The 15839-nt window shown below is 50.0% G+C and carries 14 protein-coding genes; 3 read left to right on the top strand and 11 right to left on the bottom strand.

Annotated elements, in window-relative coordinates:
• The first annotated feature begins 1 nt into the window (after position 1).
• A complete protein-coding gene (gene clpX, locus YC6258_RS08820) occupies positions 2-1303 on the top strand; it encodes an ATP-dependent Clp protease ATP-binding subunit ClpX (RefSeq protein ID WP_044616669.1) in 1302 nt (433 codons plus the stop codon).
• A gap of 10 nt (positions 1304-1313) precedes the next feature.
• Here the strand turns inward: clpX and YC6258_RS31165 are convergent, their stop codons facing one another.
• The 11 genes from YC6258_RS31165 to rsxA all read right to left on the bottom strand — a co-directional run bounded on the left by YC6258_RS31165 (position 1314) and on the right by rsxA (position 12322).
• A complete protein-coding gene (locus YC6258_RS31165; protein ID WP_044616670.1) occupies positions 1314-3326 on the bottom strand; it encodes a methyl-accepting chemotaxis protein in 2013 nt (670 codons plus the stop codon).
• 342 nt (positions 3327-3668) lie between these two features.
• Positions 3669-4211, bottom strand: a complete 543-nt coding sequence (locus YC6258_RS08830; RefSeq protein WP_044616671.1) for a flavodoxin — start codon at positions 4209-4211, stop codon at positions 3669-3671.
• A gap of 265 nt (positions 4212-4476) precedes the next feature.
• A complete protein-coding gene (locus tag YC6258_RS08835; protein WP_044616672.1) occupies positions 4477-5055 on the bottom strand; it encodes a NapC/NirT family cytochrome c in 579 nt (192 codons plus the stop codon).
• A 47-nt stretch (positions 5056-5102) separates the two neighbouring features.
• Positions 5103-6548, bottom strand: coding sequence for a multiheme c-type cytochrome (locus tag YC6258_RS08840; protein ID WP_082070624.1), 1446 nt, complete (start codon positions 6546-6548; stop codon positions 5103-5105).
• 476 nt (positions 6549-7024) lie between these two features.
• Positions 7025-7288, bottom strand: coding sequence for an RnfH family protein (locus YC6258_RS08845; RefSeq protein ID WP_044616673.1), 264 nt, complete (start codon positions 7286-7288; stop codon positions 7025-7027).
• On the bottom strand, positions 7288-7971 hold the full coding sequence (locus YC6258_RS29550; RefSeq protein WP_044616674.1) for an electron transport complex subunit E: 684 nt from the start codon (positions 7969-7971) through the stop codon (positions 7288-7290). The genes YC6258_RS08845 and YC6258_RS29550 overlap by 1 nt, the downstream gene beginning before the upstream one ends.
• A complete protein-coding gene (gene rsxG / locus YC6258_RS29555) occupies positions 7972-8634 on the bottom strand; it encodes an electron transport complex subunit RsxG (RefSeq protein ID WP_044616675.1) in 663 nt (220 codons plus the stop codon). It lies immediately after the preceding gene.
• A 4-nt stretch (positions 8635-8638) separates the two neighbouring features.
• Positions 8639-9709: an RnfABCDGE type electron transport complex subunit D gene (locus tag YC6258_RS08860; protein WP_044616676.1), complete on the bottom strand. Its 1071-nt coding sequence runs from the start codon at positions 9707-9709 to the stop codon at positions 8639-8641.
• On the bottom strand, positions 9706-11175 hold the full coding sequence (gene rsxC / locus YC6258_RS08865) for an electron transport complex subunit RsxC (protein ID WP_044616677.1): 1470 nt from the start codon (positions 11173-11175) through the stop codon (positions 9706-9708). Before rsxC ends, YC6258_RS08860 begins: the two co-directional genes overlap by 4 nt.
• Position 11176: 1 nt before the next feature.
• Entirely contained in the window at positions 11177-11707 is a 531-nt protein-coding gene (locus YC6258_RS08870; protein ID WP_044616678.1) for an RnfABCDGE type electron transport complex subunit B, read from the bottom strand.
• Positions 11708-11749: 42 nt separating this feature from the next.
• Positions 11750-12322, bottom strand: a complete 573-nt coding sequence (gene rsxA, locus YC6258_RS08875; RefSeq protein ID WP_044616679.1) for an electron transport complex subunit RsxA — start codon at positions 12320-12322, stop codon at positions 11750-11752.
• Positions 12323-12620: 298 nt separating this feature from the next.
• Here rsxA and nifL point away from each other — a divergent pair, with 298 nt between their 5' ends.
• Both nifL and nifA read left to right on the top strand, forming a co-directional pair.
• On the top strand, positions 12621-14186 hold the full coding sequence (gene nifL, locus YC6258_RS08880; protein WP_044616680.1) for a nitrogen fixation negative regulator NifL: 1566 nt from the start codon (positions 12621-12623) through the stop codon (positions 14184-14186).
• Positions 14187-14212: 26 nt separating this feature from the next.
• Positions 14213-15790 carry a nif-specific transcriptional activator NifA gene (gene nifA, locus YC6258_RS08885; protein ID WP_044616681.1) on the top strand — a complete coding sequence of 526 codons (1578 nt, stop codon included), beginning with the start codon at positions 14213-14215 and terminating at the stop codon, positions 15788-15790.
• Positions 15791-15839 lie beyond the last annotated feature (49 nt).

Genomic DNA, 15839 nt, shown 5'->3' on the forward strand with positions numbered 1-15839 from the left:
TATGGATGAAAATGCAATTCAGGAAAATGTCTGTTGTTCTTTCTGCGGTGTGGCGCAAAGCCTGGAAGTCCCCTTGATTGCCGGTAATGAGGGTAGAATCTGTGAAGCCTGTGCGCTGCTGGCGTTTCAGGTGGTCAGTAGTTGGGGGAAGCGTAAACAGGCTAAAAATCTGCAACAGCAGATTAAAACACCGGTGGAAATAAAGGCGTTTCTCGATCAGTTCGTCATTGGTCAGGATGCCGCCAAATCGACATTGGCGGTAGCGGCCTTCAATCATTATCTGCGTGTCACTAATCTGGACAAAAACGTAACCTTCTGCGGAGATGGTGGCGTCGAGGTGGAAAAGTCCAATGTGCTGCTGGCCGGGCCGTCCGGTACTGGTAAGACATTACTGGTCAGAACGCTGGCGAAAATAATTGGTGTTCCCTGTGTCGTGGTGGATGCCACGACACTGACTCAGGCTGGCTATGTTGGAGAGGATGTCGATTCCATGATTCAGCGGTTGGTGGACGTGGCCGATGGCGATATTGATCAGGCGCAGTGGGGCATGGTGTACATTGACGAGGTGGATAAGCTCGCCCGCAAGTCGGCCGGACCATCTTCAGGCAGAGATGTCTCGGGTGAAGGTGTTCAGCAGGCACTACTGAAAATGGTGGAAGGCTCAGAAGTCAAAATCAACAGAAACCCGCGCCAGGGCCGCCAGTCCCAGGGAGGCGAAAAAACGGTCGATACGCGAAATATCCTGTTTATTGCGGGTGGTGCTTTTGCCGGTTTGGAAGAACTGATCGCGCGTAGAATACAACCGGAAAAACAGGGCATTGGTTTTAATGTTCCAACACTGGAACGTAAAAAGCCTTCTGTGAATGATTTGCTCGCAGCGCTGTTGCCGGAAGATCTGCAGCAGTTTGGTTTAATTCCCGAGTTTATTGGTCGCTTTCCGGTTATTACGTTTTTGCAGGAACTGGATAGTGCAGATTTGATCCGGGTGCTGCAGGAACCCAAGGATGCGTTGATCAAACAGTACCAGCAGTTATTTGCCTATCAGGGCGTGGGGTTGGAGTTTTCCAGTGCGGCGTTACAGTATATTGCCCATCAGGCTGTCTCCCGAAAAACCGGTGCCAGAGGACTGCGGGGAGTCATGGAAGCCTGTTTGCGTGACACCATGTATCATCTGCCGTCTTTGCCTGAAGTACAGCTGTGCCGGGTGGACACCCGGCTAACAGATGGGGCTGAGGAGCTGGTGGTCGACAACGTATATGCGGCTGAGCCTGAGTCTGGCTGTATGACCGCAGTTGATGTTTGAAGTGAATGGCTTACTTGCCGTTCACCAGCTCGAACAGACGGTCAACCACGATTGATTTCTCTTCAATATGCTCAATCTCTCCCTGAATTTCATTAATGTACCGAGTACACTCCTCGATTTGCTGGGTTGCCTGGGCAGAAGACGTCAGCACCTGATTCAGGTGTTCATTCAGTGACGTTGAACCCGAGGTAATCCAGCTCATAAATTCTTCGGTATCGTTAATGGCCGTCCAAATCTGCTCCACCGCAGCAGACACGGCATTGATGGTATCGCCGGTTTTTGCCAGACTTTCCTGAGTATTATGTGACAGCTGGCGAACTTCATCGGCAACGACAGCAAAGCCGCGACCGGCATCCCCGGCACGGGCCGCCTCAATGGCGGCATTCAGAGCCAGCAGATTGGTCTGATCGGCGATGCCGGAGATAACTTTCAGAATACTCAGCACTTCATCGGAGCTTTTTTGCAGATCCTCTACCTGGGTGTGCAGGTTCTGGCGGCTGCTGGCCCGTGATCCGATGTTTTGAACATATTCGAGCAGCTGCTGCTGAATGGTTTCCAGTAACCCATTATTGGATAACGCGTGTTGCGATAGACGGTTATAGTTTTCAATCAGATGCCCGGTCATCGTTTTGTAGTCCCGCAAAATGGTCCCGGAATTTTGTTGCATCTGATTAATATGGGTCAGGCTGTTGATCCGGGCTTTTAAAAAATACTCGCGGAAATGACTGTATTGGAATGGAAAGCGGTCGGCGTAGTCATCTGAAAACTGTTCACCTTCAGCGACTTTGAAGAAAAACAACGCTGTCAGAGTCTGATTCATATGAACCCCGAGCAACTCTCCGAAGGTTGAAAAGCCGGCGATAGTGAAGTCCTTGAATGCCGTTATCTCATTCAGATGGGTAGCATTATTCAGGCGCCGTAAAATACAATCGTTGGCCAGCATGGCAATTGGCTTTCCGGATTTTCCACGCATGAAATCACTAAACGCCGAAGTGGTGCTGGCAGCAAAATTTTTGGCTTTGACGAGGAACAGTTGGTCGCCGAATCCGAGATCCGAGAAAAAGTTAATGCTGCGTTCGTCTGAATTAATCGACGCAACCGAACGAATAAATATTTCGTTGCCGATTTCCACGCCGAAAGTGTAATCGTTCATCTTTTCCGTCAGAGCAGAAGCAGAACATTTCAACAAATTACAGAGTGCATCGACGATGGAGATGACTTCGTTGTTATGGATGACGGTATGAACTTCGCGGGTGTGGGGGTCAGAGTCGGCGATAATAAACGACATGCCGGTCTTTTCGAAATTATGGGATTTCATAATGCCATAGCGAATATCTTTGGCCAACTTCAGAAAAATGACGATGGCTTTGTTTTTCGCGACCTCTTTACCGTCATATATCAGCGCGTTTTTAAAATCGAGTTTGCCGCCAGCGGAGCCACCAATGAAGTAGCATGGAAAACGATCGGCGGCATAAAGCCCCTGCATAAAGAAATTTTCGCTTCGTGACAGACCATCAAAAAATGTCAGTGCTATGGTGTCCTGATAGCTGACCGGTAACGTTACTTTCAGATTTTTAATTTCGGCTCGAATTTTACGGATCCGTTCGTCGAGACTGAACTTAACCTTTCCGGATAAAATATCTTCGCTGAATAATGGAACGGAATGGACTTCCACATTGGTAACGATATCGTGACTGAAGCTTTGCAGCACAATATTGTCCCAGCTGCCGTCAGCGGAATGATACAGGTGTTGCTGGCAGGAACTCAGCTCCCCGGCGGTCATGATGCCGATAACGTTACTGACAAAAGGCATTGCCTGTTTAAGGCGACTAAGGGTGTTTTCAAATTCGAGGTGAGGTGAAACAAAGGCCAGCACCAGAGCTGTTCCGGTTTTGCCAAAATCAAGTGTTGAAAGAGTGTTCTGACTGATGTCCCTGCTGCTGATCGATTTAACCCGAATGTATTGACTTGCCTGATAGGCGGTGAACGTTTCTTGTTTATTTTTGTTAAAAAACCACGACATATTTGATATACCTTCAAGTGGTCGTCTGCCGGCGATGATCGAACAGGCTGACACAAAAGAATCATTATCTCAGCGTAGTTCAAAAACGGCCAATGTCCATTAGGCGGATATTGTTGAGGGCATAAAAAGTAACCTAAAAATAGAATTTTTTTAATCATTCGGTTAACAAGATAATAATGAGTATCGAAAACAGTTGGGCAGACTTTTCCAAATAATGATGGGAGCGGTTGTCGACATATTCGACGCAGTCATAAACAAAAAACTCCCCACCCACCGGATAACCTGTTCAAGTGTTCTGTCATAAACAGGGACCGGTGGGTTGGTAGAGCCGAGGATGCCAGGTTAAAGATTCAGATCAAAATCCGCGGCGATACTTTTCAACCAGCGATTCAGACGTTCTTCTGTGAGGTTGGCCTGATTATCCAGATCCAATGCCAATCCAATAAATTGATTGTCGACAACCGCTTCAGAGTGTTCGAATTCATAACCCTCGGTTGGCCAGGCACCAACGACCTTGGCTCCCTGTTCTGTCACGACGTCATAAATTTCCTTCATGGCATCAACGTATTCCTGGGGATAACCCACCTGGTCGCCGAGGCCAAAAATCGCAACGGTCTTACCACTGAAGTCCTGATCCTCCAGTTGTGGTAAAAACTCCTCCCAGCTTTCATTTTCACATTCCGCGGAGAGTCCGGGCAGCTCACCTTCGCCCAGGGTCGGTGTGCCAAAAATCAGATAATCATAGGCCATGACTTCTTCAACGCTGCAACGGTTGACATTCACCGGCTTGTCCATCGTGTCATCGTCGAACAGTTTTTTAATCATCTTGGCAACTTTGCGGGTTTTACCGGTATCTGTACCAAAAAATAAACCAATGCGAGCCATGCTATGTTCCTCCAATGGCTGTTTCATGTAGGTGCAGCAGAGGTTTTGCACACTGTGTGCCAGTGGTCTATTTAGATGAAAGATGTTAACTGCTTGAAAAATAAAGAGTATTTAGACGCGCCTTAAACCGTGGCGATCAAAATGTCACGAATGCGACAATCCGTTTCGGGTGAAAAAAAAGCCGCTGTGTCGGCTTTATAACAAAAGTGCCGTGTAAAAACGGCTTAATTGCATCAGCGGCGGTCATGCTTTGATTTCATTTACATCAATAAATCGCAGGCTTTTTATGGGCCACACCAAGGTGACAGTCCACGCAGGTTTCATTGTTTTCCTGCCACGCTGCCGGATCATGATGATTTCTGGCCCGGATACTCTGCATGCTGATGTTCCATTGCTGTGGGTTGTGGCAGTTTTTACATTCCTTGGAGTCCCGGTTTTTCATCGTGTTGAAAACCACTTCAGCCTGATGTACCCGTAACTGCTCAAAGTTTTCCAGGTTCACCGTGCCTTTCAATTGATGATAGATATCTTTGGTGGCCCGGATTTTAACCAACATTTTGGGGAAAAATTCTTTGGGGACATGGCAGTCCGCGCACTGCGCCTGAACACCGGTTTCATTATTAAAGTGGATGGACTGTTGATACTCCTCAACAATGGTATCCATACCGATATGGCAGCTGTAACAAAAGGCATTGGCATTGGTGGCGTTGATGGCACCATGAAAAGCACTCAAACTCAGTGCGCCCACTGCCACGGCTGCGAAACCACCCATCGGAATACCCAGTAACCATTTTCTTCGTGAAGGAATCCAAAGTCGCCGCCAGAATGATTGTGTCTGATTCATAAACACCTCGTGATCCCTCCGCCGGAAAGACGGAGGGCGGTCATGTATTAATCTTCGTTGGCATAACGTTTTTTGAATTCCGCCTGGGCTTTTTGGCGGGCTTCCGTCACTTCTTTCGGTTCATTACCGGTGAACCATAGGTGTTCAGGACTTTCCAGAATCTCAGCCAATACCTTTCGGGCGGCTTCTGCTGCTTCGTGTTTACCCTCTTTTTCCGCCTTTTCGACGTATTCGTTGTATTCCGGAATCAGTTCCATATAAAACCGTTCTGCGACTTCGTAGAGACCGTGCCATTGGGTATAGTCCGGTGCCATCATGGCTGCACCATGACGGGCGCGACGACCTTCGTGGTGCCATAGATAGAACCAGGTCCACTCGATCTTTTCGTCAAAGGCAACATCAGTCATCAAACCTTGTTCCTGTAGCGTTGCCATCATGCGTTTGCCGGGGATGGCGAATTTGGTGTTATACAGTTCGACCAGACTGTCAAACTGGGTATAGAACGAATCGATCATGGAACTGGTATGGCAAGCATCACACACCGCACTCATATCACGTCGACGCTCCTGCCAGGTTTTGACGGTCTGGCCCTGTTTTATTGCTGTGGCATCAATTTTCTCCGATACCGCCGGGCGCAGAGTCCAGGAAATCCGGTTGCCGACATCATGGGTAACCGGCAGTTCGCGAGTGGCCGACATATGGCAGGTGGCACAGGTGGGAGCAGCGTCATAGTCTTCACCGACGATCCATTTTGCCGATTCCATATTCATACGGTCGACGTTGGCATAAAAATTAATGCCGTGTTTGGATTCGTCGTAAACTTCTTTTTGCGGATGATCCGGACCCAGGTGACACTTTCCACAGGCTTCCGGACGGCGAGCCTGTATCATGGAAAATTCGTGCCGCTGATGGCAGGCGGTGCAGGCACCCACAGAACCATCCGGATTGAGACGACCTATGCCGGTATTCGGCCAGGTGGTCGGGTCCAGATCGCCATTGGCCATGACTTTTACTTCCGAACCGTGGCATTGCCAGCAACCATTAACTGCTGCCGGTGATTGTCCGTTCATCGTCATGGCACCTTCGACCACTTCCGCCAACATGTTATCAAGCGAACCAATAATTCTTCCGGCATTGGCATGATGACTGGCAGAAAACTCCGCAACCTCTTCGTTATGACAGGCTGAACAGTCTTTAGGAGAGACAATGACTGAAATGGTATAGCCTTCATGGTGAATGGCGTCTGGATCATCATTGTTGGCCTGATGGCACTCATAACAACCGACATTGGCGCCAAAGTGTTTGGAGCGGCCCCACTGAGCATAGATGCTGGGATCTTCCTGTTTGTGGCAGGCTACACATTCCTTGCTTTGATCACTCAGACTTTTGAAGGGTTTGAGCATCAAGGCTTTGGCACTCACCTGTCCGGAGAAAGTTATTGTCAGAACCATCAGGATGGCCCAGGGGAGTAGTAAATGTATTTTCGATTTCATCGGGGCGTATTCCTTTTAACGGTAGTCCCATCTGAAAACTGGACAGGCATTACTCAGTAAACAGCCAGGGGCAGTATTTTTTGAATTTTGTTTTTAGCTTAGCTGACGATGAGCAATTATCTTAGAGGACTTCTGGTTCATTCGGAGGTATCTGATTTGACCTGAGTCAAGAAATGATAGAGATAAAGTTGACTCTTGATTTTAGACTATTAAATAAGTTTTTTTGCAATACCTATTAATAGTTACGATGACGGTTTTTTAATATATCTTTGTAGGTATTAAGAGTTTTTTGCGCCCGCGCCCCATGAAAATAAAAATCTGATGAGATTCGCGGGCCGCCTAATCGTAGTAACAAACATACAATGGATAAAGTCCCTTAACCGATTTATTCATGCCCGGTGGGCCATTCAGTCATTGCAGATCTGCTTAACTGGCTGTTATCAAATAGGAACGGACTTGAGGCAGCTGCCAATCTTTTAATCGTCATCTTCGTCATCATCATCGTCCTGGATTTTGATGATTTGACGGTAAATTTCGACCCGGTCGCCATCGTGTAACGGAGTATCCAGTTTCACCAGTCTGCCAAAAATACCGACCCGCTGTTTGTTGAGATCAATATCCGGAAAGCGCTGCAAAATACCCGATTGCTCTATCGCCTGCTGCACATTGATATCCTCCGCCACCTGAATGGGAATCCAGGCACTGCGGACCTGTTCATTGTAAGCAACGGAAATTTTCATTATGCCTCCTGTAATTGAGTCAGAGTGGTATTCGTGGCCGGCTTCCTCCGATGTTGGTCAATCAGCCGTTTGATCGACAATAAAAACCCCAACATGATAAAACCGCCAGGTGGTAGCGCCATCAACAGTGCGCCCTGATAGTTATCCACAACCGTAGTATCCAGCCAGTGCAGATGCTCGCCCAACAATAACGATGCATTGTGAAACAACGTGCCGTTGGCGATGAGTTCGCGTATGGCACCGACGACGACCAGCACCCAGGTAAAACCGAGTCCCATGGCCAATGCATCGGCCAGAGATGCTCTGGCGGTCTGTTTGGAAGCGAATGCTTCAACCCGGCCAAGAATGGCACAGTTGGTCACGATCAACGGAATAAACAGTCCCAAGACCTTGTACAGCTCGTGCATCCAGGCATTGATAAACATCTCTACCACGGTGACCACCGACGCAATCAATACAATAAATGCCGGAATTCGCACCTGTGGTGTAATCACACCTTTCAGTAATGATGATAACAAGCTGGCGGCGATCATCACCGCAATGGTGGCAAGGCCCATGCCGAGCCCGTTAGTGGCCGTGGTGGTGACCGCCAGTAACGGACACAGGGCCAGCATCTGTTCAAGGGCGACATTATTACGCCATAGGCCGTCACTGAATATCTGTGCATAGGTGTGGTCGCTCATTTATGGTTCCTCGCTGGCAGGCAGATCGATCATCATCGCCTGTTCATGTTTTTGGACAAACAGAAGTGCTTCATAAACGGCCTTGACCACTGCCCTGGGGGTAATGGTCGCACCGGTAAACTGATCAAATTCTCCACCATCTTTTTTCACCTGCCATTGTTGGGCAGTGGTATTGTTCAGTGAGTGGCCTTTAAACCGGGTGATCCAGTCATCTTTGGCCACCTCGATTTTGTCACCCAATCCAGGTGTTTCCGTATGGCTGATCACTCTGACTCCAAGCAGTTCACCACTCAGAGTGACCCCTATCATCAAGTGAATATCACCGCTATAGCCTTTGGCCGCAGTCTGAAAGGCAACCGCCATCAGATGACCGTTTTGTCGGGCCGGATAAATGATCACCGGCTCCGGTAAATAATCGGCATCCGTCAGTTGAAACGTTTCCTGATCAGGATGGTTATCATAAACACCAGCTGGCAATACCTGTTGTAACAACGCCTGACGATCTTCAGTCATCCGCAAACGAATATCTTCCATGGTGGAGTGATAGCCCATATAAATGATGATGCTGATCATGCAACATAGCCCGGCGAGCATGCCGGCCTGGTAGCTAACCTGAGCGCGGTAACTTGGATCGGCCTGCCCTTTGATAACATCCTGATGCATCGCGTTACCTCTTTTGCCTTTGTGTTAATGGCCGGCCACCGCGCCTGCGGCCATAAATGCGTGGGCGCAGATATTGGTCCAGCAGCGGGGTCAGGGCATTCATCATCAGTACTGAAAAGGCAACCGCTTCGGGATAACCACCCCAGGTGCGGATCAAAAACGTCAGCCCACCGCAGCCGGCTGCGAATATTGTTTGTGCGCCTTTTCCGGCAGGGGAAGTGACCGGGTCCGTGGCAATGAAAAAAGCACCCAGCATCAGCCCGCCTGACAGCAAATGAAACGTAGCGGGTGGATAAAGCGCCGGATTGAGATGATGAAAAAATGTTGCCAGTGCAACGACCGTAGCCAGCATGGTGACCGGGATATGCCAACTGATCACCCGGACCAATAATAACCAGATCCCACCAATCAGCATCAACAACGCCGAGGTCTCACCCATGCTGCCGCTGGTCAGGCCGAGGCCGGACGAATATAAGGAAAATTGCTGTAGCGTCTGCTGCGCCGGAATGCTCTGAGTCAGTGCGGTCTTTAGTGCACCCAGCGCCGTTGCCCCTGTCATGCCATCGGCCACGGGTAATAGTCCGAGTGTGATTTGCAGGCCATGCCAGAATCCCGGAGCGTCAGATGAAAATATCGGCGTGGCGTGTGCCCAGGTGGTCATCGGTACCGGAAACGAAATTAACAGCGCAGTGCGCGCCAGCATGGCGGGATTAAACAGATTCTGACCCAGACCACCGTATAAATGTTTGCCTATGGATACGGCAAACACGCTGCCAAATACCGCAATCCACCAGGGCGCCCAGGGGGGCAGGCATAATGCCAGCAACCAGCCTGTGAGCAGAGCGGACCAATCCAGCAAGCGGGTAGCACTCTGATGCCGCAATCTGAGCATGATATATTCCGTCCCGATGGCGGTGGCCACACTGAACAGCCAGAGATTGATGGCAGGCCAGCCAAACAGATAAAAGCAGAAGACCGTTCCGGGCACCAGTGCCAGACAAACATGCGCCATAATTCGATTAATGCTGGAGCGATCATGGGCATGGGGAGCGGAAACCAGATTCACGATGGTCATGCGGTGCCCTCTTCAGTATGACTGGATTTTGATTTTCGTTTCGCTGCCTTGGCGGCTTTTGCGGCTGCTTTGGCTTCAGCTTCCTGTTGTTGCCGGGCGGCTTTGGCGTCGCTGAGCTGGCGAGTGAGGTCGAGTTTTTTCTGTTCGTTCTGGCGTTGACTCAATGCACCCTTGGCGTATTGAAAATGATGCACCAGCGGGATGTGTGCCGGACACACATACGAGCAGGAGCCACACAGAATACAATCGCCCAGGCCATAATCCTGAGCGCCGTCAAGATCATTGTTCTGACTGTGTTGGGCCATGGCATTCGGCATCAATCCCATCGGGCAGGCGGAAACACAACGGCCGCAACGTATGCACTCCATGGTGTCGGTATTGCCGACTTCGTTACGGGTCAGGGCCAGCAGACCGGATGCTCCTTTGATCACCGGCACATCCAGTGAGTGAATGATATGACCCATCATCGGGCCGCCGATCAATATCCGTTCCGGTTCGGTGGTCAAACCGCCACACGCATCAATCAAAAAACGCGCCGGAGTGCCAATCAGGGCATTAACATTGCTGGGGTGGTTAATATGACCGCCGGCCACCGTAACAATTCTGGAAATCAACGGTTTACCTTCTCTCAGAGCCATACTGATGGCGCGGGCGGTGGCAACATTATGCATGATCACACCGATATCAGAAGAACGCCCACCAGCGGGCACCTCCCGGCCAGTCACCGCTTGTATGAGTTGTTTGGCAGATCCCATGGGGTAGCGCGCCGGCACTACCTTGACACGAATATCACTGTGGCTGTTACAGGCGTCAGTCATGGCGGCAATGGCCGCCGGTTTGTTATCTTCGATACCAATAATGGTACTGCGGGCACCGCTGATGTACTGAATCAATCGCGCGCCATCCACGACCGCTTCGGCATATTCCTGCATGACCCGGTCATCGGCGGTCAGGTAGGGTTCGCACTCGCTGCCATTAAGAATCAGCAGATCGACTTTTTCTCGGCTTTTATCCAGTTTGACAGCCGCTGGAAATACCGCGCCACCGAGACCGACAATACCAGACTCCGCTATTTTCCGTGCCAGCACTTCAGGTGCCAGATTAAACGGATCTTCAATCTCCGGTAACTCACACCATTGATCTTCCCCGTCACACTGCAGCACGATGCCTGGCGCCGTCAGACCGGAAGGGTGGGGAACCTGAATATCTCCCAGGGCAACGATGGTACCGGAACTGGGTGCATGGACGGGTGCAGATACAGAGCCGGCTGCTGTTGCCAGTAATTGCCCCTTTTTCACCCGCATACCGGGTTTAACTATGACTTCTGCCGCTGCACCGGCATGCTGCCGTAAAGGCAGGTACAGATGCTCCGGGATGCCGAGTGAGGCAATGGGAATTTCAGCGGTGTATTGTTTGTGTCCTTCCGGATGAACACCGCCACGAAAAAAACTGAAATTGAACATCATGTCAGGCTGCCTTGGGTTTGGGCCATTGCCAGTTATCAGCATTGGTTTTTATGCTGACCATTTCGATACAGTCATCGGGACAGGCGTCAAGGCATTTACGACACCCGGTACAGGCATCGGCAAATACCTGATGAATCTGCTTGTTGGCACCGATGATGGCGTCCGTTGGGCATACCTTGTAACACCGTGTACAGCCTGAGCAGTTCTCTGCCACGATCATCGCCACTTTTACCTCGGCAACCACTGCTTCGGCATCAAGATCCACACCCATTAATTCCGCCAGCCGGGTGGCCAGCTGCATACCCCCTGGTGGGCAACAGGTCACTGGAGCCTGCTGGCTGGCAATCGCTTCGGCTGCCTGACCACAACCTGGCAAACCACACTGACCACACTGGCTGCCCGGTAACAGCGCCTGAATTTCCTGTACCAGAGGGTTTTCCTCCACGGCGAAAAACCGGCTGGCATAACCTAATATTGTTCCAATGATCAGACCGAGAGCCGTCATGACGCCTACAAGTGAGATGAATAGCATAGTGATATCCTCCATTGGGTAAGGTCGTACTGACGACCCCGATTAAATTAGTCCGGAAAATCCCAGAAAAATCATTGACAGCAATCCCGCGGTAATCAGACCAACCGGGGAACCGGCAAACACCGCGGGCACATTGGCCATGGCCAGGCGCTGGCGCAGGCCGCCAAAAATAATCATGACCAGGGTAAAACCAACTGAAGCGCCGAGGCCATAAACGACACTTTCTGAAAAACTGTGGTCTTCACTGACATTCAATAATGCCACACCCAGAACCGCACAATTGGTGGTGATCAACGGCAGATAAATCCCCAGTGTTTTATAGAGCACCGGGCTGATTTTTCGAATGACCATTTCGGTAAACTGAACCAGCGCGGCAACCACCAGAATAAAAGTCAGAATGCGTAGAAATTCAATGTGCAAAGGCTCCAGAATCAGATGCTCCAGTAACCAACTGCTCATGGATGCGAGAGTGAGCACAAATGTGGTGGCCAGTCCCATTCCCATTGCCGTGGACAAATTGTTGGATGCCCCCATGAACGGGCACAGACCGAGAAAACGAACCAGAACCACGTTGTTAACCAGGACGGTGCTGACAAAAAGATAGAAGTATTCCATCGTTGCCTTCCCTACAGTTTTTTTGGGACAGGTGCAGCAATCATGCCATACGATCAGAGACAGCTTTTTGGGCGGGAAAGTGCTTCACAGAGATGTCTAAAACAACGGAACCATTGCTTTTGTCGGTTTTGCTACATTTTGGTTAGCAAATCATTTTGAGTGCATTGTAACAAAGCTCACAACAGACAGGCGTTTTTCAATCAAACCGCACCGTTCGTGGCTTTAGGCTGACAGGGCATAACATTTGCAATTCGACTGTTACGAGATGAACCGGTTAATGATTGACAGGACCAAGTAAATGGCAACAGATCCGGAAAAAAAGATCAACGCAGAAACCGATGCGGTCGTTGATCATTCAGTCGATGAAAATAATAACAATCAATCTCATGAACTGCCGATGGAGGTTTTTTTTCAGGCGGTCGAACATGCACCTGTGGCGATATCCATTACTGATCTTCATGCCAACATTCTTTATTCCAACCTGGCATTTCATCAGGTTACCGGTTATGAAAGTGATGAGGTATTCGGCAAAAACGAATCCATTTTATCAAATCATACAACGCCCAGGTTGGTGTACCACGCGCTGTGGGGGCGATTGCGACAGAAAAAAAGATGGTCTGGTGTGCTGGTGAACCGGCGTAAGGATCAGAGTCGTTATCTGGCCGAATTAATGGTGGCCCCGGTAGAAGCAGAAAACGGAGAGGTTAAGCACTATCTCGGTATGCATCGTGATGTTACAGAAGTTCATTCTCTGCAACAGCGATTATCAAACCAGAATAAACTGCTGGAACTGGTTTTGAATCAGACGCCTGCTGCGTTGGCGCTGCTTGATGAAGACCGTAATCTGGTGCTGAGCAACAAATCTTATCAGACTTTATGTCAGCAACTGGGTGCGGTGGAGCCGGCGGAAGCTATTTTGGATATCCTGATTGCCGAGCAACCGGACCTGCTGAATAACGAAGATGGCTTCGCCAACAAGGAAGTCAGCTTTGAAGGCAGCGGTGATGATCAGAGTTATTTCAGTTGCTTTGGCAACTGGATTTATGCCGGCATGGAAGGGGCGGAGAATTTTTTTGACCAGACCACTGGCAAACATCTGTTGCTGGTTATTAACGACATTACCCGGTTAAGACACCGGCAGCAGGAAACCCAGATGAATGCCTTGCGGGTGTTGATGGCGGAGGAAGAGCTGCTGGAAGGATTGCAGGAAGCTTTTAATGGTGCCATTCATCAATTGCAAGGCCCCGTCAATCTGATCGATGCCGCCGTGACGATGCTCAAACGACGCGAAGAGGACAAAGACAGCGCCCTGTTAAAAGCACTGGAAGAAGCCCGCTACGCCGGTATATCAGCACTGGAGGATTTGCGTGATCTGGTGCCGGCAAGACCGGTGGAGAAAAAGATCCCCGTGAACCTTAACCAGTTGTTGCGCGAAGTCATCAGCATCTCCTCCAATCGTATTCTGGCTAACGGTATCGTAATTGACTGGCAACCGGCCATGCATTTGCCGTCTTTAATTGGACAGGAGCAGCGACTGCGTTCGTTATTTAAAAAACTGCTCGATAATGCCATTGATGCTGTCAGTGCACGCGGTATTAAAGTGCGGGAAATTTTCATTTCCACGCGCTGGGAAAACCAAAACCTGATCGTTGACATCGCCGATACCGGTGAGGGGATTGCACCGGAGTTAATGATTAAAGTATTTGAGCCGTTTTACAGCTCAAAACCCAAAGGCAAGATTGGCCGTGGCATGGGATTATCTCAGGTTCAGGATATTGTGAACGACCACCTGGGAACCGTGCATTTTGATCGTGACTACCGTCCTGGAGCATTGGCAAGAGTCACCCTACCCGTATCACCATAGACCTTAGGCCCGAGTGAGTGAAGCGAATGAATGCGACTGAAACGACCGTGGTCAGCCGATTGCAACTGCTGGAAAAACAACTTCTGGTTTTGTACCGGGTGTCCAGCGTGTTGAATAAATCCCTGGATATGAAACAGACTCTGGCCGAAGTGTTAAGGATTCTTCATGACGATGCAGGCATGCACCATGGTATCGTAACACTCTCTGATCCGAGTCATGGCGGTTTGTCTGTCGGTTCCATACACGTCGAGTCGGAGGCGATTAAACGATCCTCCAACTCTGTGCGTTATCGACCCGGAGAAGGCATTATCGGGCGTATATTCGAAAGTGGGGAAAGTATCGTACTTGGCCGTATATCCACTGAGCCGAGATTTCTCGACAAACTCGAACTGTATGATCTGGAATTGCCGTTCATCAGCGTGCCGATCAAATCCAGTGATGGCAAAGTGATAGGGGTACTGGCTGCTCAGCCGGCGATCCTTTCAGATATCCGTGTCATGCTACCCGATTGCACCCGACTGATGGAAATGGTTGCCAACCTCATCGTGCAGACGATTACCCTGGCGCAAACCGTAGAAACGGAAAAACAGGATATCAAGGAAGAGCGTGATGAACTGCGTCGTCAGGTCCGCAGCAAATACGGTTTCGATAACATGGTGGTCGGCCATACAGAACAAATGCGCCGGGTCTTTGATCAGGTTCGGCGGGTTGCCAAATGGGACAGCACCGTACTCATTCGTGGCGAATCCGGCACCGGTAAAGAACTGATCGCCAGCGCGATTCATTACAACTCACCCTATGCTAACAATCCATTTGTGAAACTGAATTGTGCAGCTTTGCCGGAGACTCTGTTGGAGAGTGAACTGTTCGGTCATGAAAAAGGCGCGTTTACCGGTGCTGTTCGGCAACGCAAAGGACGCTTTGAACAAGCCGATGGCGGCACTCTGTTTCTTGATGAAATCGGCGAGATATCCCCGTTATTTCAGGCCAAACTGTTGCGGGTATTGCAGGAAGGTGAACTTGAACGGGTAGGGGGCACCACGACTGTCAGAGTCAATGTGCGCATCGTCGCCGCCACCAACCGGAATCTCGAAGCCGAAGTGGAACAGGGCAATTTTCGTGAGGATCTTTACTATCGGCTGAATGTCATGCCCATCAAAATACCGCCGTTGCGGGAGCGGGTTGAAGATATTCCGGAGTTGACAGAATTTCTGCTGGCACAACTTGGCAAGCAGCAGGGGCGTAAGCTCACTGTGACCGATAACGCCCAGCGCATGCTGATGTCGCATCATTGGCCGGGTAATGTGAGAGAGTTGTCCAACTGCCTGGAGCGTGCGGCGGTGATGTGTGAAAACGGCGTCATCGATCGGGATGTGATTTTCTTAAGCGGTCTGGACATCGATTCGGCGGTCTCGATCAAACCTTCCATCGCCCAAACCAGTCTGGATATTAACGATCCCGATATGGATGAGCGGGAGCGCGTGGTCGCAGCACTTGAACAGGCGGGTTGGGTGCAGGCCAAGGCTGCCCGTTTACTTGGCATGACACCGCGTCAGATTGCCTATCGGATTCAGAGTATGAATATAAGGGTGCGGAAGATATAGGAATCTCTGAAAAATGGTCTATTTTGCGCAGGACGTTGTCAGCCCCAGT

The organism is Gynuella sunshinyii YC6258 (assembly GCF_000940805.1).
GTDB classification, from domain to species: domain Bacteria; phylum Pseudomonadota; class Gammaproteobacteria; order Pseudomonadales; family Natronospirillaceae; genus Gynuella; species Gynuella sunshinyii.

Bases quoted from the DNA above. Each gene is read 5' to 3' on its own strand.
- YC6258_RS29550 (WP_044616674.1), bottom strand. From the start codon at position 7,971: ATGAGCGACCACACCTATGCACAGATATTCAGTGACGGCCTATGGCGT.
- nifL (WP_044616680.1), top strand. From the start codon at position 12,621: ATGGCAACAGATCCGGAAAAAAAGATCAACGCAGAAACCGATGCGGTC.
- YC6258_RS08830 (WP_044616671.1), bottom strand. From the start codon at position 4,211: ATGGCTCGCATTGGTTTATTTTTTGGTACAGATACCGGTAAAACCCGC.
- rsxG (WP_044616675.1), bottom strand. From the start codon at position 8,634: ATGCATCAGGATGTTATCAAAGGGCAGGCCGATCCAAGTTACCGCGCT.
- YC6258_RS31165 (WP_044616670.1), bottom strand. From the start codon at position 3,326: ATGTCGTGGTTTTTTAACAAAAATAAACAAGAAACGTTCACCGCCTAT.
- YC6258_RS08860 (WP_044616676.1), bottom strand. From the start codon at position 9,709: ATGACCATCGTGAATCTGGTTTCCGCTCCCCATGCCCATGATCGCTCC.
- rsxC (WP_044616677.1), bottom strand. From the start codon at position 11,175: ATGATGTTCAATTTCAGTTTTTTTCGTGGCGGTGTTCATCCGGAAGGA.
- YC6258_RS08845 (WP_044616673.1), bottom strand. From the start codon at position 7,288: ATGAAAATTTCCGTTGCTTACAATGAACAGGTCCGCAGTGCCTGGATT.
- rsxA (WP_044616679.1), bottom strand. From the start codon at position 12,322: ATGGAATACTTCTATCTTTTTGTCAGCACCGTCCTGGTTAACAACGTG.
- YC6258_RS08840 (WP_082070624.1), bottom strand. From the start codon at position 6,548: ATGAAATCGAAAATACATTTACTACTCCCCTGGGCCATCCTGATGGTT.
- nifA (WP_044616681.1), top strand. From the start codon at position 14,213: ATGAATGCGACTGAAACGACCGTGGTCAGCCGATTGCAACTGCTGGAA.
- YC6258_RS08870 (WP_044616678.1), bottom strand. From the start codon at position 11,707: ATGCTATTCATCTCACTTGTAGGCGTCATGACGGCTCTCGGTCTGATC.
- clpX (WP_044616669.1), top strand. From the start codon at position 2: ATGGATGAAAATGCAATTCAGGAAAATGTCTGTTGTTCTTTCTGCGGT.
- YC6258_RS08835 (WP_044616672.1), bottom strand. From the start codon at position 5,055: ATGAATCAGACACAATCATTCTGGCGGCGACTTTGGATTCCTTCACGA.